Below are 20,042 nucleotides of genomic sequence, written 5' to 3' on the forward strand. Positions count from 1 at the left end.
ATGACATTAATTAAGAAAATGGCTGTAGGTGTGTTGATCATGTTGCTATTCGTTTTTATCGGGACTTATTTGATAACTATGAATGGTGCACGCAATTTTTTTATTAAGCAACTTGAAAGCAATGCACAAGATACCGCAACATCCCTGGGCCTGTCTTTGTCACAATCCTTGATTAGTCATGATGTGCCTATGATGGATTCTATGGTTAAAGCTGTTTTTGATAGAGGGTATTTTTCATCAATTTATGTAAAAGACATAAAAGGAAAAGTAATCATTTCAAAAAAACAATTGCCAAAAGAATATGATGTACCGCAATGGTTTGCAAACTTAATAAAATGGCCAATCACAGAGAAATCATCCTTAATTATGGATGGATGGATGCAGGCAGGAGTTGTTTCAGTGAGCAGCGATCCCAGTTACGTTTATATTTCGTTGTGGCGTAATGCTGTAGAAATGGTAAAGGCTTATTTGATTTTTGCATTAGTTGCTTTGGTCTTGCTTTATTGTTTTATCAAGTATTTATTACAACCTTTAAAACGGGTTACTGCTCAAGCTTTAGCAATTTCAGAACATGAGTTTCCTATAGAAACAAGGATTCCCAAGACACCTGAGCTGAGGCAAGTTACTCTTGCTATGAATCAAATGGTGTCTAAAATAAAATCATTATTTCAAGATCAGTTAAAACAAACAGAATCTCTTAGAATTCAGGTTTATCAAGATTCATTAACCGGAATGAGTAACCGTCGTTATTTTTTACAACACTTATCGTTGATTTTGGATAATGAAGATGAATTTATTCCAGGTTATGTTGTGATGTTGGTGTTGGATGGTTTAGACGAGTTAAATCAGAAGCAAGGATATCAGCAGGGAGATCAACTGGTGTTGACTGTAGCCAAAATATGTAAGAATTTTTGGAAACAATCCTCTGTTAGTACTTTAGCAAGAATCAACGGGAGCACCTTTGCTTTAATTAATCATGAAAGAGATTCTTTGGTTTTTGAAAAGGAGTGTAAGGAATTCGAGCAAATTTTAAACCAAGCTATCAGTGATATCCAAATTTGCAAAATGTATATGGGCGCTGCAAGTTATTTTCTCCACCAGTCAGTCTCTAATCTATTAACCACAGTAGATCAGTCCGTTAAAAAGGCACGGGAAACAGGAGTATTCTATTGTCAGAAAGATTATGATACTTATAAATATCCCCAGTTAATTACTGGAGATGAGATTAGAAACTCTCTGGAACAGAAAAAAATCAGCTTGTATGCTCAAGCAGTTACAGATGGGAAAAAGTGCTTTCATAAAGAGGTTTTTGTTAGACTTCGTAATCACGAGGGCGAGGAATTAGGCGCTGGTTATTTTATACCCGTGGCTGAGAAATTAGGACTTGCTTATCTTATTGATCAGTATGTGCTGAATGAATTAGCAAATTTGGATATTGCCACCAACACTGGTTTTGCTCTGAATATCTCAGAAGACACTTTGGCAAGTAAGGTAAATAGCGCAAGCTATTTGCAGCAATTACAAAGTCTTCCGAAGGTTGTCTTGAAAAATCTCGCATTAGAAATCAATGAATCTCATGTTTTATCACATTTTTCAAACTCCAAATCATTTATTAAGCAAGCTAAACAATTGGGAGTGAAAATCGGAGTGGATCGTGTAGGCATTAAGTTTTCTCCGTTACATTATTTGAGTGATTTAAATATCGATTATTTAAAACTGCATGGGAGTTTGGTAACAGATATTGATGAAAATGAAAGTAAGCAATTTTTTATTCATTATTTTAATGAAATGGCTAAAACCATGGATATTGAGGTAGTAGCAACGCAAGTGGAACACCAGGCTCAATGGCAAGCGTTACAAATTGTCCATATACCTTGGGGACAGGGTCGCTTTTTGTCCTCAGTAGAGTTAATAAAGTAACGAAGTGAGAAATAGATTAGAATTCTTCAGAAACTCTACTACTGTGGAGAGTTGCTTCGTTGATACGGTGCTCGAATCCTCATGTACTTGTGTGTACATTCCAGTTCTGAATTTCAGGCTTTAAAATCACGAGTCACAGGGACTTAAACCCTTACATACCACTGTAAAATAACATGAGAATAATGTATGATAAAAATTCAAATAATCACAATAATAATATTAATATGAACTATTTTCGCAATCTGCAAATACGTTTTTTTAAGTCATTTTTATTGTTATTAATTACCTTTAGTTTAGCTGCCTGTGTCGATTTATCTGGCTCACGAAATACTTATTATACCAAGCGAACTGATGACACTGAGCCATCTGAACAAAAGGTATCTAATGTCACTCCTAAAAAAAACAAGCGACAAAGCCTTTCATCGAAGCGAGGCGAAGTTCATACTATGCGAGGTGGGCTAGGGATTTTCAGTATAGGAATGAACCTGATTAGAGATAAGGTATCTGAAAAGTATCATATTCCATCCCACAGCACTATGTGGTACAACGCTGGCGCAGTAAGTAGATCAATCATTGAAAGATATTATAAAGAGAAGGAGCATCGACCTATTATTTTAGTAGGGCATTCTTTAGGAGCTAATGAACAAATTAAAGTGGCACGTAACTTAAATACAGCAGGTGTTCCTGTCGCCTTGCTTGTAACGGTTGATGCCGTATCACAAACTATTGTGCCTCCCAATGTCAAAGAGGTTTTGAACATATACAAGCCTGGTTTTGTACCTATGTTTAGTGGATTAAAACTCAGAGCGATTAATCCTCAATTAACTAAAATTGATAATGTCAATGTCAACTCAATAAAGGATTTAAAAGTAAATCATTTTATAATTGATAAAGACGAAATGTTGCAAGCTATGATAATGGATAAAGTTGAAAAGGTGTTGGCTGATGGAAACAAAAAGGGTGCTTAAGGACCGTTTATCTGCACGTGTATGCGTTATTGGTGCTGGTCCTAGTGGTATTGCGGCCATTAAAAATTTGCAAGAACAAGGTATTACCGCCATTACTGTTTTTGAAAAAAATAATCAGATTGGTGGCAATTGGGTTTATGATGAGAAGAATGAACATTCTAGTGTTTATGAAACGACCCATATCATCAGTTCAAAACGCTGGTCTGAATTTGAAGATTTCCCTATGCCTGCTGATTATCCTGATTACCCATCGCATTCCCAACTTTTAAGTTACTTTAAAAACTATGTGCAACATTTTCAGTTAGCCCAATATATTCGTTTTAATACAACGGTAAAGAAAGTACATAGAATGGATGATGATACATGGCATGTTACTTATGAAGATACTCATGGAACTCATGATGGGTACTATGACTATTTATTAGTAGCGAACGGGCATCATTGGGATCCCTTTATGCCTGTGTACCCAGGAGAGTTCAGCGGGGAGATGTTTCATTCTCACCAATATAAAAAAGCTTCGATTTTTAAAGATAAACGGGTGTTGGTTGTTGGTGGCGGGAATTCAGCTTGTGATGTCGCTGTTGAAATATCGCGGGTTGCTCCAGGAACTTGCATCAGTATGCGTAGAGGATATCATATTTTCCCGAAATTTATTTTTGGTAAACCAACTGACGTTGCAGTAGCGAAAATACAATGGATGCCATCATGGTTAAGACAAAAGTTTATTAGCCTGGTTATTAGAGGATTACAAGGCCGATATCCCAAGTATAAATTAATGAAACCCGATTGCGGGCCATTGGAAATACATCCTACCATTAATTCAGAACTCTTGTATTTTATTCGTCATGGTAAAATACATCCTCGTCCTGGCATATCCAGATTTGAAGGCAAGCAAGTATATTTTACTGATGGAACACAGGGCGAATTTGATACGGTTATTTTTGCTACCGGGTATCAAATCAGTTTCCCATTCTTTGATAAGGATTGTATCGATTTTAGTAATTCAACCAAGATCCCGTTGTATAGAAAGATGATGCATCCTGAGTTTGAAAATTTATATTTCATTGGTTTATGTCAGCCACAAGGTTGTATTTGGCCTTTAGCTGATTATCAATCAAAAATAGTTGCTCGCATTATTGCTGGTACTTTAAAACGTCCTGATCAATTGCATAGAAAAATTGCCAAAGAGATCAATAAACCCCACCATAGATTCAAATCTCATATGCGCCATGCTTTAGAAGTTGATTATCATATTTTCAGGCGCGAGTTATTAGAAATGTTGAGGTATCAACACGAAGGGTAGAAATTTTAGATTATGTCGCGACAAGAAGATTTAGCACTATCTGATCAACATTAAATATCTTTTCTGAAATTCTATCCTTTGGAATTCGGCTCTGTTGCATGGATCTATAAGAAAATACAGGTTTTACCATTCAGTAGTTACTGGCAGAACTGCAAATGAGGCATTATAGTAAATTAAATTTAAAAGACCTATTCAAAAAACTACGTGCCTCGGCTTGACCCCGAGGTATCCCCACATAAATTAACTACACAGAGTCCAGGATAATTTATCCCCTAATTTTGGTAGGGTCGTCCCGGAATTTAGCATATCTTAGTAAGCTTGCGAACTTGGAAGCGCTAAATTCCGGGACGACTCCGCCATAATTTGAGATAAAATCAACTTAAACTAGTATTAATAATTTATGAGGGGACACCTTAGAGCTTGACCGAGGCATCCAGAGTGATGACGAGCAGCAATACGTCGAAATAAGTCATTTAAAATTCAAATCACTATAAATTATTGCAAACATAAGAGGTCTGGATAGAAGAAAAATGGATATAAGCTACAATCTAATTATAGTGGATGTTTACTACAACTAGAGAAAAATACTTTTATCCTAATTAAAGATATGTATGGAGAAAGCTCAAGATGAGTAATGATTTTCAAGTCCAGTTATACAAAAATATTGTTCCAAATCACTGGCGAAGTGTAGCTGAAATCCTGTTAACCATTATTTTACTCTTATTGGGAGTAAGTACTTTGTATGTTGCTATACAAAATTCCATTTGGATATTATTCTTATTAATACTACCTCTTGGCTTGCTTTATTCCCGGCTTTTTATTTTGCTGCATGATCTGGGGCATGGCAATCTTTTCAAAAAGAAAAAACACAATGATACTGTAGGCGTTATTCTCGGTGTTATTCTCCTTACTCCTTATTATTTCTGGAAGAAGGCACATAGTATACATCATGCCAGCGGAGGGAATATCGACCGACGACCGTGGGTTGGTGATATCAAGTTACTAAGTGTGCAGGAATATAAAGAAAAAAGCCGAAGAGCAAAACTATTATATAGATTATATCGCAACCCTTTTGTTATGTTTTTTTTGGGAAGTATATATGTCTTCATGATAGACCACCGTTTTTGTTCTAAACGGAAAGGTTTTGGTAGAAAAGAGGCGTGGAGTGTTAAGGTAACCAATATAGCCAGTATTCTTTTATACGGTTCGATAATTTTATTGATGGGGATAAAATTTTTCTTGTTGGCTATATTACTTCCGCAATGGCTAGGTGGCGCCTTTGGAATCTTGTTATTTTATATTCAACATAATTTTAAAAACAGATATTTTACTTCAACGAAAAATTGGAATTTACGAGACTCTGCGTTGAAAGGGAGTACATTTTATGATTTCCCCCAACCTTTAAGTTGGTTGACCGCTAATATCGGTTATCATCATATACATACCTTACTGCCAAGAATCCCATTTTACAGATTACCACAATGCCATAAAGAATATGCTTTCTTCCATATTGCTCCTAAATTTGGCCTGAAAGATTTGTCAACAATGGTTTCACTAAAGCTCTATGATGAAAAAAATGAGCAAATGATTACTTGGAAGGAATATAAGCAATTAATACCAAAAAGTCACAAACAAAGTATAAGAAGTTAAAAATAACTTTAATTCTACGAATTCAATGAGAAATACTCCTAATAAGATAAGGACTCTTAATTAGTTGCAGGTGTTGTGCGTTTTAGAAGGGAGCACATTAATTTTTCAACACTGTTATAATAAGGATTTTCCTGCAATACTATGGCATTGGTTCTATTCTCACAGTATCCTTTCACTTCCTTATCTGGCAATATGTAAAATCGTTTTTGTTCCACTTCTCTTACTATTTGTTCTGCAACCTCAATGGCTGGCCGAGAATGGGCTAATAAGTCATTTAATTGGCTATGAATTGGAGAGTTATTGCACTTTCCATTACTGGATAATAAGGAGGTATCCGTAAAGGATGGAAATACTACTGAAATATCGACGGGCTTTTTTAAGCGATTTAGATCAAAATATAACGACTCAGATAAGGCTAATACTGCGTGTTTTGACATAGAATAAGCCGCCATTTGTGAGCCTGTGCACAAAGCGTATAGGCTTGCCATGTTGATGATATGGGAATATGAATTCTGTTTAAATAAATAAGGCATGAATGCCCGAATCATATTAAGCATCCCATACAAATTAACTTCCATAACCTGATTGATATCACCAGGTTGTAGATCCCAAGCAGGGAGTAATTTGCCAATGATTCCTGCGTTATTAAAGATCCAATCTATTCGCCCCATCCGCTCATAAACAAATTGTGATAATTGTTCTACTTCAGTGGGCTGGGTTACATCACAGAGAGTGGAAATGACCTGATTTGGAAATTCTCTTAAGAACTGAGCCACTTCTTTATTAAGTTTGTCCGCATTATTATCCACCATAATCACAGTTTTTTCTTTTTGGAGACAAACTCGACATAAAGCAAGCCCTATTCCACTTGCCGCCCCAGTGATAATAACTACGCTCATATTTTGGCCTTAATAAAATCGAATTAAATAGTTTGAATTGCGCATGTTTAACAACCATTAAATCTTAAAAAAATAGTCTGGTGCTTAGCGCGGATTACTGAAAGTGTACCATACTTTATATTATTTTGGCCTGGGGGTTCAGTTCTTATCTTGGTTTAACCAATGTCTTTATTAATCTGAAAACGTTTAACAAATACCGTAAATTAAATGATATGCTGAAAATTTTTGGACTGACTATGGTCGATATGGGGGGTTAGACAGTAAACCACCGTTAAAGTATGAGCTGCAATACGTCTTTTATCGAATGTTGGGTGGACTAAAATAAAATTGGTAATTTTCCTCACTCCTTTCAAAATGAATACAAAGTATTTGCTATACTTTATATAGTTTATCAATCAATGAAAGACATGCATGAAAAATAGTGAAATACCTGAGGAACCATTAGAGTATCCTATAGAGCCTCCGGAGTATCCGGAGGAACCTATGGAGTATCCTGTTAATCCTGAGCCTTATGAGCCGTGTGATCCTGAGTTGCCAGAGCCAGAGCCAAGTCAAACTCCTGAGCCAGGTTTTGAGTAAGGTGCATTTCTACTATTTTGGCCAAATTGGCATGATTTTCTATATTCTGATGTTCACATCTTTATGGTAACCCGTTCAGAGACTTTATTTAAAATAAATGTCGCTTTATTAGTGCCAACTATATCCGCTCCCTCACGGTCACGGCTCCGATTATAATAGATTTCTTTCCAAACTCGCTGAGGTAAGGGAAGTGCAGGGAGTAACGGAGCGCAGAACTGGAGTGTACACGTCACAGTACATGAGGATTCGAGCACTGTATCGACGAAGTAATTTCCCACCGCAGTAGAGTTTGGAAAGAAGTCTAATGTTACAAAACCGAGCCGCGACCTGATAAATCCCCACGAAATTTTTAACTTCAATATAATCAAAAACTCTATTCAGCCAGGCATGTCATCCAGAACAGATGTATCTCCACGAAACATAACAGTATCTATTTGATTAAAATAACTATTCCATCTTTTATTCTAATCGAAACCGTTCATGCTGAGGAGGAGCGCAGCGACGTCTCGAAGCATTAGCGACCGAGCCTGATGTGACACTTCGAGACGTCGCTGCGCTCCTCCTCAGTGCGAACGGTTTTGGGATAAATTCATTCTAAAATTCGTGGGGATTTATCAGGCCGAGACTGTGAGGGAGCGGATACATGCGTGAAAAATTCAGTAGAGAGAAAAAGACATAAACATATCTTCATTTAATGTCATTCCACCAGGATATTAATAATGCCCTGAATGGTAACTCTTTATGTGTATCTGCACTCCGGTGCTCGAAAAATCAAGGCAGGTTGGCTCAAGCCAGCGAAATGTAAACCGATCCTAGTCATGTATTAATTCTTGTAGTGCTTTTCCGATGTTAGAGGATCTCATTAAACTTTCTCCAATCAAAAAGGCATTGATTCCGTGCGATTGCATTAATTTTATGTCTTCACGAGTATTAATACCGCTTTCTGTAATAATCATTTTATCTTTAGGGATAAACTGTTTTAATTGAATACTGAGATGAATGTCTGTTTTGAAAGTATGAAGACTACGGTTATTAATGCCCATTAATGGGGTAGGTAATCGCAAAGCCCTTTCCAACTCACTCTGTGTATGGCTTTCTACCAAAACAGACATTTTAAGCTCTTGGGCTAATTGGCAAAAATCCATTAATTGAATATCATCTAATAACGCAACAATAAGCAAGATACAGTCTGCACCTAAAACCAGGCTTTCATAGATTTGGTAAGAATCAATAATAAAATCTTTGCGTAATATAGGTAATGTAGTCTTTGATTTTGCCAAAGCCAAATAATCAGGATGGCCTTGAAAAAATTCAATATCAGTCAAAACAGATAAACATTTTGCACCATTTTGAGTATAAGTCTTAGCGATTTCAGATACATTAAAATCCTTTCGAATTAAGCCCTTGCTTGGTGATGCTTTTTTTATTTCAGCAATAATTGCGGGTGATGGCAGATTCGATTTTAAAGCAGTTGTGAAATCGCGTATTTCTCCTGGTTGTTGTTTTGATAGAACATGTAACGGTTTATTTTTTTTTGCAATTGCAATTTCTTCTAATTTGCGTTGAGCTATTTGTTTTAAGATACTATCCATGGTTTTATTCTTTACTTAAATTTTGAGTCAATAAACGAAGCTGGTTAAAGCAATTATTAGCGTTACCACTATCAATAGCAATTCTTGCTTCTTCGATGGCTGAGCTAAACGATATCCCATCTTTGGCGCAATAAATGGCTGCAGCAGAGTTGAGAAGTATAATGTCTCTAGCTGGTCCAGGATTACCAGAAAACACTGATTGAATCAAATCCAGGCTTTGCTGAGGTGAATCTACTATGATCTGATCTAAAGATGAATGTTTTAGCCCATAATCTTCAGGGAAAATAGACCATTGTTTAAAATTGCCCTCTTGATATTCGATTACTTCGGTAGGTGCCGTAATACTGATTTCATCCAAACCATCTTGAGAACTGACTACTAGTACCCTTTCACTACCTAAATTACTCAGAACAGTGGCTATTGTTTTGAGCCAATTGGTTGAGAAGACGCCGACAACTTGTCTTTTTACTTGAGCTGGATTAATTAGAGGGCCAAGTAAATTAAATAATGTTCTTATACCTAACTGTTGTCTTGCAGCTCTGGCATGTTGCATAGCCGGGTGGTAATGTGGGGCAAACAGGAAGGCTAAATCACATTGATTAATACAGGTTTGTATCTGAGAGTCAGAAAGATTAAGTACAAACCCTGCCTGTTCTAACAGATCGGCACTACCACTACGACTTGAAACGGAACGATTGCCGTGCTTTGCAACGGTTATTCCAGCTGCGGCAACAACAAAACTGCAAGCAGTAGATATGTTAAAGGTGTTTCTCCCATCTCCGCCAGTGCCAACTATATCGATTGGGTTATTCCCTAAATCTATTTTGTGAGCTAATTTTCTCATGACTTTGGCTGCGGCAGTCAGTTCGTTTACTGTTTCACCTTTCATGCGCATTAATGCCAGAAAAGTAGCAATTTGCACGTCACTGAATTCACCAGTCATACAGGCATGAATGACCTCTTGCATCTGAGTAGCGCTTAAATCTTGTCTGGTTAGGAGCTGTTCAAATAGAAGTTTAGGTTTCATAACGTAAAAAATTCTCAAGTATTAATAAGCCATATTGACTTAATATGGCTTCAGGATGAAATTGTAGACCAAAAAGGGGGAATTGACGATGTGAAATTGCCATTATTGTATTTTTTGCCCACGCATCTATTGAAAAGCAATTCGGTAAACTGGGTATATCCACTGCTAGAGAATGATAACGTGTCGCTTGAAAGTGATTGGGTATTCCCTTGAATAATCCCTGATAATGATGGGTGATTTCTGAAGTTTTACCATGCACGATTTCTGGTGCCAAGATAACTTTACCTCCAAAAGCTTGCGCTATACACTGATGGCCAAGACAAATACCCAATATAGGGACATGCTTATGAAATTCCTTAATAATATCCATAGAAATTCCTGACTCATCAGGAGATTTAGGTCCTGGAGAAATGACAATAAATTGAGGTGCTGATTTTCTAATAGTCTCGAGATCAATGTGATCATTTTTAAAGACTACAACTTCTTGGTGTAAGGTTTGAAAATACTGCACTAGGTTGTATGTAAATGAATCGTAATTATCAATAATTAGCAACATGGCTTTAACTTAAAATTTATTCTTTAACGGTAGACAGTGATTTTACCATAACTGTAACTGGTAATATTTTAGAATGGTATATTGGGTTATAAAGCAAAATCTTCGCCCAGATAAACTCTTCTTACCTGTTGATTTGTAAGTACTGATTCAGGAGTTCCTTCGCAAAGAATTTTCCCCTGGCTTACAATATAAGCACGCTCACAAATATCCAATGTTTCTCTTACGTTGTGATCAGTAATTAAAACTCCTATGCCTTTATTGCACAGATGCAGAATAATTTTTTTTATATCTATTACCGAAATAGGATCAACTCCAGCAAAGGGTTCATCAAGCAGAATGAAAGAGGGTTCTATCGCCAGTGCTCTGGCTATTTCAACACGTCTTCTTTCGCCACCAGACAAGGCCATTCCCAAGCTGTTTACTATATGAGAAATATGAAACTCCTGTAGAAGGAGATCCAGTTTTTCTTCACGTGCCTGATCGTTTAAATCCTTTCTTAACTCCAGAATTGCCATGATATTTTCAGCAACAGTAAGTTTACGAAAAACAGAGGCTTCTTGTGGAAGATAACTAATTCCATGTCTTGCTCTTTGATGCATGGCATCTTGGGTGATGTCTTTGTTATTTAGGATAATATGGCCTTCGTCACAGGATTGCAGACCAACTATCATATAAAAACATGTGGTTTTACCTGCTCCATTGGGTCCTAATAAACCGACACACTCGCCTTGCTTGATATGAATGCTAATACCATTAACAACCGTTCGGCCCTTAAATGATTTTTTTAATTGTCTGGCTTCTAATAGGCTCATGATTTTTTTTCAGGGTAAATAATTATTGTAGTTCTTGTTGTTTCATCGCTATGAGATAAAACATGTTGTTCCTGGGTATCGTAACTAATTTTAGCCGCTGAAAGGGAGTTGGGTCCTTGCTCTACACGAGCATTACCTATTAATTCGATTAAATGTTTGTGTGGGTAATATTTTATAGTATCAGCATAAGCATGGAATGGAGGTTTATCTGGATCTGTTTTAGTCCAATAATGTGCTTGCTCATCTTTAGAGCCTTCAGCGATTGCTAAAGTAAGTTGATTTTTGGCATCACCTTGGGTAATGGCTTTTGCTGCCCGTAGATTGGTCGAGCCTTGAATGAATTCAACATTCCCGATATAGATTCCCTGATGATTTTTTTGATTTAAATCAGCTGAATCAGAAACTACTTGTACTACTTTTTCTTTGTCAAAGGGGAGAGCATTCCCAGAAAGTGAACCTAACATAAACATTAATAATATAATAGATTTCATCGGAAATTCGCTGCGCAGGGAGAAGAGTGACGCAGAACCGGAATGTACACGCCAGCATATGAGGATTTGAGCACCGCATCGACGAAGCAATTCGTCAACATAGCAGAGTTTCCGAAGAAGTCTAATGTACTTAGCCTTTAGCTGGGTCATAACTACCTCTGGCTTTATGGAGTAATTCTACTCTTTTTTCATCCAAATAGGCATTCATTCCGGTAGATTGTATGATATTGCCTGGTTGTTCAAAGGTTACAAAAAGACTTGTAGTTGCTTTTTTTTCCTTAGGGTAATAGGTGATTTCTTCTGTTCTTAAAGTACTTTCTTGAGTGCTTTCTCCTGGGTTTTGATGAACCACTACTTGTTCAATAAAGGTGATTTGTTTACCACCATCAAATGACTTTGCTCGTAATGAATTGATTTCCCATGCCGGTTGATTGTCTTGTTTAATAATAATATGCGGGTTTTTAAGTAAATGAAGATTATTATTAGGAATATGTTCTACCAGAGGTGTGGTTAATAAATTGATTAGTATCCCTTCTGAATTAAATTGTTTTACAGTAAGCTGCGAAATAGTTGTATCAACTTCATTTAACAGAGTTTTTTTATTTAATTTAATAGTCTGATTTAAATGAGTATAATACCACCCGGAGCATGCTAAAATGAGTAAGGTTAAAAATAGCCAAATCGCTTGTTTGGTCGTATTCATTGTTTCAGGTAACCTGTAATTGCTAATTCCGCTTTATTTTGTGCATTAAGAATTAAGTCGCATAACTCACGAACAGCTCCTCGCCCGCCGGTTCTTTCTGTTCGCCAATCAGCGAATTCTAAAACCTGGGGGACAGCATTGCTCACTGCAACACCTAATCCGACTTGCTGAATTAAAGGTAAATCAGGCAAATCATCACCAATATAGGCGAACTCTTCATCGCATAAGCCTAGTGTTTTTTTAAGATGCTGATAGGCGTCACGTTTATCAACCTGACCTTTATAATAATGGGTGATACCAAGCTGCTCCATGCGATGATCAACCACATCATTTTGTGCTGTGGTAATGATCGCAACTTGTATCCCTGCGGCCATTAATAACTTCAACCCCATTCCATCTTGTACATGGAACGATTTTAATTCATTTCCATGGTTATCAATGTGAAGTAGGCCGTCACTAAGTACCCCATCTACGTCACAGATAAGGCATTTAATTTTTTTTGCTTTTTCTAATAATTCGTTCATCTTATTCCCTAATTAAAAAACACCGGCTTTTAGTAAGTCATGTAAGTGTAGAACAGCATAGGGTCTTTTATCATTTTCAACTACTACCAATGATGTGATGCTGTATTTTTGCATTATTGCCAACGCTTCTGCAGCTAACATTCCTTTGGAGATGGTTCTGCAGTTTTTAGTCATTACATCTTTAAGTTGAGTTGTATTAATATCAAATTGACGTGTTAATGTTCGGCGTATGTCTCCATCAGTATAGACGCCTACAAGATAACCATGGTTATCTACAACACAAGTCATCCCCAGTTTTTTATCAGTGACTTCAATCAAAGCGTCACTAATGGATGCATTTTCATTTGTTAATGGCAGTTGATCATCTGTATGATATAAATCATCTATGCGAAGTAACAGTTTTTTGCCGAGAGTTCCTCCAGGGTGGGAGAGAGCAAAATCTTCCGCACTAAATCCTCTGGCTTGCAAGAGAGCTATAGCCAATGCATCTCCCATAACCAGTGATACGGTAGTACTGGTCGTCGGAGCAAGGCCAAGTGGGCAAGCCTCCTGTTTTATACTGACATCCAAATTAACATCTGCAGATTTAGCTAAAGTGGATTGTTCGTTGCCGGTTAGGGTTATTAATGGTACTTCAAGGCGTTTTAATAAGGGAAGCAGGGTAATTATTTCATGGGTATTACCAGAATTAGAAATTGCAACAACAACATCCTGGCGAGTTATCATACCTAAGTCGCCATGGCTCGCTTCTCCAGGATGCATAAAAAAAGCAGGGCTACCAGTACTGGAAAAGGTAGATGCTAATTTATTAGCTATATGGCCGGATTTACCCATACCAGTGACAACAATACGTCCTTTGCATGACAAAAGTAATTCACAAGCTTTTTCAAATCGAGCATCAATTCGTTGAGTCAGCTCAAATACAGCTTGTGCTTCAGTTTCAATAACTGCTAGTCCAAGTGTGCAAAAATTCATAGTCAATTTGGTTGTATTTTATTTGTCTTTCATTCTAACATAATGTCTTTAAGTGATGTAACCCTATATTTTCAGGACTTGCGAAAAACTCCAATCTCAGCGTAAAAAATAAATTTGGATTCGGTCATTTAGTTAGTCTAAACTCCCTCATCAAAATTTATTTTTGCCTTGGACTTGGTTTTTTTTCGCAAGTCCTGATTTTTTTGTAATTGATTATAATCGGTTAAAATTTGAAACATAATATCTAATTATTTTCTTTCCAGAGCCAGGTCTTATCATGGGGATTACGTTATTGTATTTGCAATGATGGATAGACGATAGTTTGGTTATTAATAATACACAAACAGTAATATTTAAATTTTATGAAGATTAATTGGAGCAGAATGATCTGAAAAATTGCTTTTTAAAAAGTTTTTTTTAATGGAAACGCAATTATTAAACACATTTTTATTGATCCAGTATATACTTCTTAATTATCGATATTAAGAGGCATTGCCCATCTTTGTATATCGAACTCATGTTAATAAAACAATAATTGGATAATAAAGCATGCCTGATAATTGGGTTGAAATAAAAAATCTAGTTTTTAGCATTGATGATCACTGTGTTTTTGATGGCATTGATATGCTAGTCAAACAAGGTAAAATTACTGCCATCATGGGGCCCAGTGGTTCTGGAAAAACCACTTTACTGCGGTTAATTGGAGCACAATTAACCCCAGACAGTGGTGAAATTTATGTTAATGGACAGAATATACATCAATTATCTCGTAAAGCACTTTATGAAGCCCGACGTAATATGGGATTACTTTTTCAAAGCAGCGCCTTGTTTACCCATCTTACTGTGTTTGAAAATGTAGCTTTTCCATTAAGAGAACATACCGAATTAAATGCATCCATGTTAAGAGATATTGTATTAATGAAGCTGGAGGCGGTGGGCTTGCGTGGTGCTGCTCATCTAATGCCTGCTCAATTATCCGGTGGAATGTCCAGAAGAGTTGCATTAGCAAGGACTATTGCTCTTGATCCAGTATTAATGATGTATGATGAGCCTTTTACCGGGCAAGATCCCATTTCTATGGGGGTACTGGTGAGATTGATAAAGCGATTGAATCAGCTGTTACATATCACAACCATTATTGTATCTCATGATGTTGAAGAAACCTGTTCAATTGCAGATTATATTTACTTGATATCGGAGGGTAAAATTATTGGCCAAGGTACACCAGACGAATTAATGCGATCCAGCGAACCTCAAATCAAGCAGTTTATGCATGGCGAGGCTGATGGAATAGTGCCTTTTCATTACCCAGCGAGACCGTATACAGAGGAGTTATTAGATGCTTGATACAATAGCCCGTTTTGGTAATCGTGGTATACAAGTCTTGCAAGGTATTGGTGGCTCAGGGTTGTTTTTATTTTCTATGTTATTCAGAAAACCAGATGTTTCAAGGTTATGGCCATTATTACGTTATCAACTGTATTTCATAGGCGTGCTATCGTGTTTAATTATTGTAGTATCGGCATTATTTATTGGTATGGTTGTTGGGCTTCAAGGGTATAATACGTTGCAAAAATTTGGTGCATCAAGTCAATTGGGACAATTATTGGCTTTAAGTGTTGCCAGAGAGTTAGGACCTGTTATTAGCGCGCTATTATTTGCAGGGCGTGCTGGCTCAGCTCTTACAGCTGAAATTGGCTTGATGAAAGCCACGGAGCAGTTATCAAGTATGGACATGATGGGTGTTGATCCTTTGGGTAGAGTAGTTTACCCACGTTTTATAGCGGGATTCATAGCTTTGCCTATACTGGCTTTGATTTTTTCTGCGGTAGCTATATATGGCGGTTATTTTATTGGTGTTCACTGGCTTGGTGTGGATGCAGGAAGTTTTTGGTCTAATATGCAAGCGGCGGTCAATTTTCGTATTGATATATTGAGTGGGATTATTAAAAGCCTGGTTTTTGCATTTGTGGTCACTTGGATTTCAGTATTCCAAGGTTTTGAGTGTGTGCCCACAGCAGAGGGCATCAGTCATGCGACAACTAAAACCGTAGTTTACTCATCGCTTGCGGTATTAGGGCTTGATTTCTTGTTGACTGCAATGATGATTGGAGATTGGTAAATGAAAAAGCAACGTTATGTAGACATTAGCGTAGGAATATTTATGTTGCTTGGACTGCTTGCATTATTGGTAATGGCAATGAAAGTTAGTAATATTACTGACTTTATGTCACGTAAAAGCTACCATGTAACTGCAGATTTCACGGATATAGGTGGTTTAAAAGTACGAGCCCCGGTGACTGTTGCTGGTGTTCGTATTGGTGAAGTGAGCCGAATTGAATTACAACCTGGTGATCTTACTGCAAGAGTTACTATGATATTGAACAGTGATAAAAAGATTCCTTATGACGATGCTTCTGCACGAATTTTGACCGAAGGCTTGCTTGGTTCAAATTATATTAGTATTGTTCCCGGTTTTGAAGAGGAAGGAAGTAAGGAACATCCGTATTTGCGGGACGGAGATATCATTGCGAAGACTCAGGAAGCAATTATTCTTGAAAATCTTATAGGACAATTATTGTTTAATATAAAAAAATAGGTGAACCATGAGAGTTTTTAAAACAATTTTATTAGTTGCATTTATGGCATTATCTCAGTCAATGGTTGCTCAAACATCTCCTATCCCCATGTTAGAACGTGCTGCTAATCAAATTATTTCTACTCTTAAGGCAAATAAGGCCAATTTGAAAAGTAATCCTGAGATTATTTATAAAGCAGTTGAAGACAATCTATTGCCCAATGTGGATGTAGCTGGCATGTCTCGTTCGGTTTTGGGTAGACAGGCCTGGAGCAAAGCAACTGAAGCTGAGAGAATTCAGTTTTCAAAAGCATTCACTCGTTTGGTAATTCGCACTTACTCTAGTCCCTTGGCTCAGTATTCTGATGAAACAGTGCAATTTTTACCTTTGCGTGGTTCGTTAAATAGTCGGTTTATCAGGGTAAATAGTGTCATTGTTCGTTCTGCAGGACAAAATATACCTTTAAGTTATAGTCTTGTCTCCAAGGATGGGAGATGGAAAATTTATGATATCAGTGTTGAAGGCGTTAGTTTATTGCAAAGTTTTAGGTCGCAATTCGCTCAAGCATTGCAACATTCAAGTATTAGCCAAGTGATTAAGGAAATGCAACAAAAACAAATTAAGAAGGCTTCCTAACTGTGGAAATTAATACCTTTAAACCTGGCTCCGAGCTGACATTCAAATCCGTGGTTTCTGTTCGTGCAAAGCTTTATAAAGCTTTGATGGGCGATACCACGGATAGATTTTGTCTTGATTTAAGCGAGGTAACTCGTTGTGATAGTGCTGGACTTGCTTTAATTATTGAAGCTAGAAAATTATGTAAACAAAATAATAAGGTTTTTGATGTAATAGGAATATCTCCTGAAACTCAATCTCTGGCTGAATTCTGTGGAGTAAAGAGTATTTTGCAAACATCTTGAAACATTCAGTCAGAAATATCTGTTGTTCCATAGAACTTACGAACTTATCTCTTTAGAGCTCATTTAATATGTCCTCATGAACTGATAAATTCCCATGAATTTTAGGGTAATTTTCTTGTGAACCAAGCATGAAAATCGATGATTTTTCAAGAGGTGTTCAGAGTTTTTTGGAATAATTTAAGTATATTTATTAAAATTTTTTATCAATAAGTATAAAAAAATTGTATTTATTTTAATTAGTGAGCTAAGTTTATGTTAAGTAATGAAGAAATTGAACAAAGACTTAATGAAATTGACGATGTTTTTTATGTCAAGGTAGAGGGTGATGGTTATCAATATCAGGTAACTGTAGTGACCGATATCTTTCTTAATAAGTCTAAAGTTGCCAGACAGCAATGGGTGTATACTCAGCTTAAAGACTTTATTACCACCGGCAGGCTTCATGCCATCAGCATGAAGACATGGACAAAAGAAGAATGGGGGAAGAAACATGGATAAATTATTAATCAATGGTGGTAAAGCATTACATGGCGAAGTGGTTATTTCGGGAGCAAAAAACGCTGCTCTTCCTATCATGGCGGCCAGCTTATTAGCCAGTGATCATGTTACTATATCCAATGTTCCTCATCTTAAAGACATCACGACTATGATGGAATTGTTAGGTCAACTAGGAGCTCATTTAATCGTTGATGAAAAAATGAATGTTCAGGTTGACTCTAGCCAAGTTAATGAATTCGTTGCGCCTTATGATTTAGTCAAAACAATGCGTGCTTCTATTTTGGTATTAGGTCCAATGCTTACTCGATTTGGTAAGGCGGATGTTTCTTTACCCGGCGGTTGCGCAATCGGCACAAGACCAGTTGATCTGCATTTAAAAGCATTAAAGTCAATGGGTGCCGATATTACTGTAAAAAATGGTTATATTAATGCTCGTTGCAAAAGGGGACGTCTGCAAGGTCGACGTTTAATGTTTGATACAGTTACTGTCACTGGGACTGAAAACGTATTAATGGCCGCTGTATTGGCAGAAGGTGTTACTACAATAAAAAATGCAGCTCGTGAGCCAGAAGTAGTGGATTTGGCTAATTTTCTGATTCAAATGGGGGCGAAAATAAGCGGGGCAGGTACTTCAACGATTGAAGTGGAAGGAGTCGAGTCATTAAATGGTGGGACTTATTCTGTCATGTCAGATAGAATAGAAGCAGGGACTTATTTGGCAGCAGGAGCACTTACTCGTGGTCAGGTCACTGTTAAGAAAGTACGTCCTGATACTTTGTTATCTCAATTATGTAAATTTGAAGAGGCTGGTGCTGAGTTAACTATTGGTGAGGATTGGGTGAGTTTAAATATGCATAATAAGCGTCCACAGGCGGTTAATATTTCTACTGCACCATACCCCGCTTTTGCAACAGATATGCAAGCTCAATTTATGGCAATGAATTCTGTAGCGGAAGGCTCTTCAACCATTGTAGAAACAATTTTTGAAAATCGATTTATGCATGTCCAGGAATTACAACGAATGGGGGCTAATATTCAGCTTAATGGAAATACAGCAATAGTCCAGGGTGTAGAAAAATTAACTGGCGCACCAGTCATGGCAACTGATTTAAGGGCATCAGCCAGTTTAATTCTCGCAGGTTTGGTTGCTGAAGGTGAAACAGTGGTTGAGCGAATTTATCATGTCGATAGAGGGTATGAGCGAATAGAAGAAAAATTATCTCTATTGGGAGCGGACATTAAGAGAGTTTCAGACAGGTGATCACAAGGGATGAATTAAGTCTTTTTCTCCTGAATTTTTTGAATTGCGCCCAATTTCAGGATTATGCTCCTAATGGAATTCAGGTTGAAGGTAAGGACCACATTAAACGTATCTGCACTGCAGTAAGTGCTTCAGAAGATGCCATTTCTCAAGCGATTGAATGGCAAGCTGATGCACTCGTAGTACATCATGGTTATTTCTGGAAAGGTGAAAATCCGGTTATTTCAGGGATGAAGCGTCAACGAATTGCTAAATTATTAAGTCATAATATGAATTTGTTTGCCTATCATTTACCCTTGGACTGTCATCCTGAGTTAGGGAATAATGCCAACTTGGCGAATTTATTGTTAGTAGAATCGCCCGAGATGCATAAGATAAATAATACAGTTAATTTACTTTGGTCAGGAAGACTATCCAAAGCGATGAATAGCAAACAGTTTTCTAGCTTTTTAGAACAACAATTGGGTCGTCATCCGGGGCATATTGCAGGAAATGAAAAAGTGATTCACTCGATAGCATGGTGCACCGGTGCTGCGCAGGACTTCATTGAAGAAGCATATAAACTTGGTGTCGATGCTTATTTAAGTGGAGAAGTGTCTGAGCGAACATACTATCAGGCTATGGAATTGGGTATACAATACTTTTCTTGTGGACACCATGCAACAGAACGATACGGTGTTCAATCTTTAGGTGATTATCTTGCAGGCCATTTTGGACTGGAGCATCTTTTTATAGATAGTCCTAACCCGGTTTAAAATAATTCTAGAGGCAGCAGTTAATTTAAC

At 37.1% G+C, this 20,042-nt stretch carries 22 protein-coding genes; 13 read left to right on the forward strand and 9 right to left on the reverse strand.

Annotated features, from left to right (window positions below; translation table 11 throughout):
* From ACZ5EK_RS04350 to ACZ5EK_RS04365, 4 genes are all read left to right on the forward strand, one after another.
* On the forward strand, positions 1 to 1,920 hold the full coding sequence (locus ACZ5EK_RS04350) for a bifunctional diguanylate cyclase/phosphodiesterase (RefSeq protein ID WP_464431577.1): 1,920 nt from the start codon (positions 1 to 3) through the stop codon (positions 1,918 to 1,920).
* 224 nt (positions 1,921 to 2,144) lie between these two features.
* Positions 2,145 to 2,888: a hypothetical protein gene (locus tag ACZ5EK_RS04355; protein ID WP_464432454.1), complete on the forward strand. Its 744-nt coding sequence runs from the start codon at positions 2,145 to 2,147 to the stop codon at positions 2,886 to 2,888.
* On the forward strand, positions 2,866 to 4,191 hold the full coding sequence (locus tag ACZ5EK_RS04360) for a flavin-containing monooxygenase (RefSeq protein ID WP_464431578.1): 1,326 nt from the start codon (positions 2,866 to 2,868) through the stop codon (positions 4,189 to 4,191). The genes ACZ5EK_RS04355 and ACZ5EK_RS04360 overlap by 23 nt, the downstream gene beginning before the upstream one ends.
* Before the next feature lie 627 nt (positions 4,192 to 4,818).
* A complete protein-coding gene (locus ACZ5EK_RS04365) occupies positions 4,819 to 5,841 on the forward strand; it encodes a fatty acid desaturase (RefSeq protein WP_464431579.1) in 1,023 nt (340 codons plus the stop codon).
* A 56-nt stretch (positions 5,842 to 5,897) separates the two neighbouring features.
* On the opposite strand, the gene ACZ5EK_RS04370 is transcribed toward ACZ5EK_RS04365, so the two are convergent.
* On the reverse strand, positions 5,898 to 6,740 hold the full coding sequence (locus ACZ5EK_RS04370) for an SDR family NAD(P)-dependent oxidoreductase (RefSeq protein WP_464431580.1): 843 nt from the start codon (positions 6,738 to 6,740) through the stop codon (positions 5,898 to 5,900).
* Positions 6,741 to 7,151: 411 nt separating this feature from the next.
* On the opposite strand from ACZ5EK_RS04370, the gene ACZ5EK_RS04375 reads away from it, so the two are divergent.
* Positions 7,152 to 7,319, forward strand: a complete 168-nt coding sequence (locus ACZ5EK_RS04375) for a hypothetical protein (protein WP_464431581.1) — start codon at positions 7,152 to 7,154, stop codon at positions 7,317 to 7,319.
* Positions 7,320 to 8,131: 812 nt separating this feature from the next.
* On the opposite strand, the gene trpC is transcribed toward ACZ5EK_RS04375, so the two are convergent.
* From trpC to ACZ5EK_RS04415, 8 genes are all read right to left on the reverse strand, one after another.
* The gene (gene trpC / locus ACZ5EK_RS04380; RefSeq protein ID WP_464431583.1) at positions 8,132 to 8,911 is read right to left on the reverse strand and encodes an indole-3-glycerol phosphate synthase TrpC; all 780 of its coding nucleotides are present in this window, start codon (positions 8,909 to 8,911) and stop codon (positions 8,132 to 8,134) included.
* A 4-nt stretch (positions 8,912 to 8,915) separates the two neighbouring features.
* A complete protein-coding gene (trpD, locus tag ACZ5EK_RS04385) occupies positions 8,916 to 9,938 on the reverse strand; it encodes an anthranilate phosphoribosyltransferase (RefSeq protein WP_464431584.1) in 1,023 nt (340 codons plus the stop codon).
* Positions 9,928 to 10,494 carry an anthranilate synthase component II gene (locus ACZ5EK_RS04390; RefSeq protein WP_464431585.1) on the reverse strand — a complete coding sequence of 189 codons (567 nt, stop codon included), beginning with the start codon at positions 10,492 to 10,494 and terminating at the stop codon, positions 9,928 to 9,930. The genes trpD and ACZ5EK_RS04390 overlap by 11 nt, the downstream gene beginning before the upstream one ends.
* An 86-nt stretch (positions 10,495 to 10,580) precedes the next feature.
* Positions 10,581 to 11,306 carry an LPS export ABC transporter ATP-binding protein gene (gene lptB, locus ACZ5EK_RS04395; RefSeq protein ID WP_464431586.1) on the reverse strand — a complete coding sequence of 242 codons (726 nt, stop codon included), beginning with the start codon at positions 11,304 to 11,306 and terminating at the stop codon, positions 10,581 to 10,583.
* Entirely contained in the window at positions 11,303 to 11,770 is a 468-nt protein-coding gene (gene lptA / locus ACZ5EK_RS04400; protein ID WP_464432455.1) for a lipopolysaccharide transport periplasmic protein LptA, read from the reverse strand. The genes lptB and lptA overlap by 4 nt, the downstream gene beginning before the upstream one ends.
* 157 nt (positions 11,771 to 11,927) lie before the next feature.
* A complete protein-coding gene (gene lptC / locus ACZ5EK_RS04405; protein ID WP_464431587.1) occupies positions 11,928 to 12,500 on the reverse strand; it encodes an LPS export ABC transporter periplasmic protein LptC in 573 nt (190 codons plus the stop codon).
* Entirely contained in the window at positions 12,497 to 13,024 is a 528-nt protein-coding gene (gene kdsC / locus ACZ5EK_RS04410; RefSeq protein ID WP_464431588.1) for a 3-deoxy-manno-octulosonate-8-phosphatase KdsC, read from the reverse strand. Before kdsC ends, lptC begins: the two co-directional genes overlap by 4 nt.
* Positions 13,025 to 13,036: 12 nt before the next feature.
* A complete protein-coding gene (locus tag ACZ5EK_RS04415; RefSeq protein WP_464431589.1) occupies positions 13,037 to 13,999 on the reverse strand; it encodes a KpsF/GutQ family sugar-phosphate isomerase in 963 nt (320 codons plus the stop codon).
* Between the two features lie 549 nt (positions 14,000 to 14,548).
* On the opposite strand from ACZ5EK_RS04415, the gene ACZ5EK_RS04420 reads away from it, so the two are divergent.
* The 8 genes from ACZ5EK_RS04420 to ACZ5EK_RS04455 all read left to right on the forward strand — a co-directional run bounded on the left by ACZ5EK_RS04420 (position 14,549) and on the right by ACZ5EK_RS04455 (position 20,012).
* On the forward strand, positions 14,549 to 15,346 hold the full coding sequence (locus tag ACZ5EK_RS04420; protein WP_464431591.1) for an ABC transporter ATP-binding protein: 798 nt from the start codon (positions 14,549 to 14,551) through the stop codon (positions 15,344 to 15,346).
* The gene (gene mlaE / locus ACZ5EK_RS04425; RefSeq protein ID WP_464431592.1) at positions 15,339 to 16,121 is read left to right on the forward strand and encodes a lipid asymmetry maintenance ABC transporter permease subunit MlaE; all 783 of its coding nucleotides are present in this window, start codon (positions 15,339 to 15,341) and stop codon (positions 16,119 to 16,121) included. The genes ACZ5EK_RS04420 and mlaE overlap by 8 nt, the downstream gene beginning before the upstream one ends.
* Entirely contained in the window at positions 16,122 to 16,598 is a 477-nt protein-coding gene (gene mlaD, locus ACZ5EK_RS04430; protein ID WP_464431593.1) for an outer membrane lipid asymmetry maintenance protein MlaD, read from the forward strand.
* A 7-nt stretch (positions 16,599 to 16,605) separates the two neighbouring features.
* A complete protein-coding gene (locus ACZ5EK_RS04435) occupies positions 16,606 to 17,214 on the forward strand; it encodes an MlaC/ttg2D family ABC transporter substrate-binding protein (RefSeq protein ID WP_464426780.1) in 609 nt (202 codons plus the stop codon).
* Between the two features lie 2 nt (positions 17,215 to 17,216).
* The gene (locus tag ACZ5EK_RS04440; RefSeq protein ID WP_464431594.1) at positions 17,217 to 17,498 is read left to right on the forward strand and encodes an STAS domain-containing protein; all 282 of its coding nucleotides are present in this window, start codon (positions 17,217 to 17,219) and stop codon (positions 17,496 to 17,498) included.
* Positions 17,499 to 17,750: 252 nt separating this feature from the next.
* Positions 17,751 to 17,996, forward strand: coding sequence for a BolA family protein (locus ACZ5EK_RS04445; RefSeq protein WP_464431595.1), 246 nt, complete (start codon positions 17,751 to 17,753; stop codon positions 17,994 to 17,996).
* Entirely contained in the window at positions 17,989 to 19,257 is a 1,269-nt protein-coding gene (murA, locus tag ACZ5EK_RS04450; RefSeq protein WP_464431596.1) for a UDP-N-acetylglucosamine 1-carboxyvinyltransferase, read from the forward strand. Before ACZ5EK_RS04445 ends, murA begins: the two co-directional genes overlap by 8 nt.
* Positions 19,254 to 20,012 (forward strand): Nif3-like dinuclear metal center hexameric protein, encoded by a 759-nt coding sequence (locus tag ACZ5EK_RS04455; protein WP_464431597.1) that lies wholly within the window; start codon positions 19,254 to 19,256, stop codon positions 20,010 to 20,012. Before murA ends, ACZ5EK_RS04455 begins: the two co-directional genes overlap by 4 nt.
* The last annotated feature ends 30 nt before the right edge of the window (positions 20,013 to 20,042 follow it).

The sequence above is a fragment of the Legionella sp. JM-2024 genome (assembly GCF_055389095.1).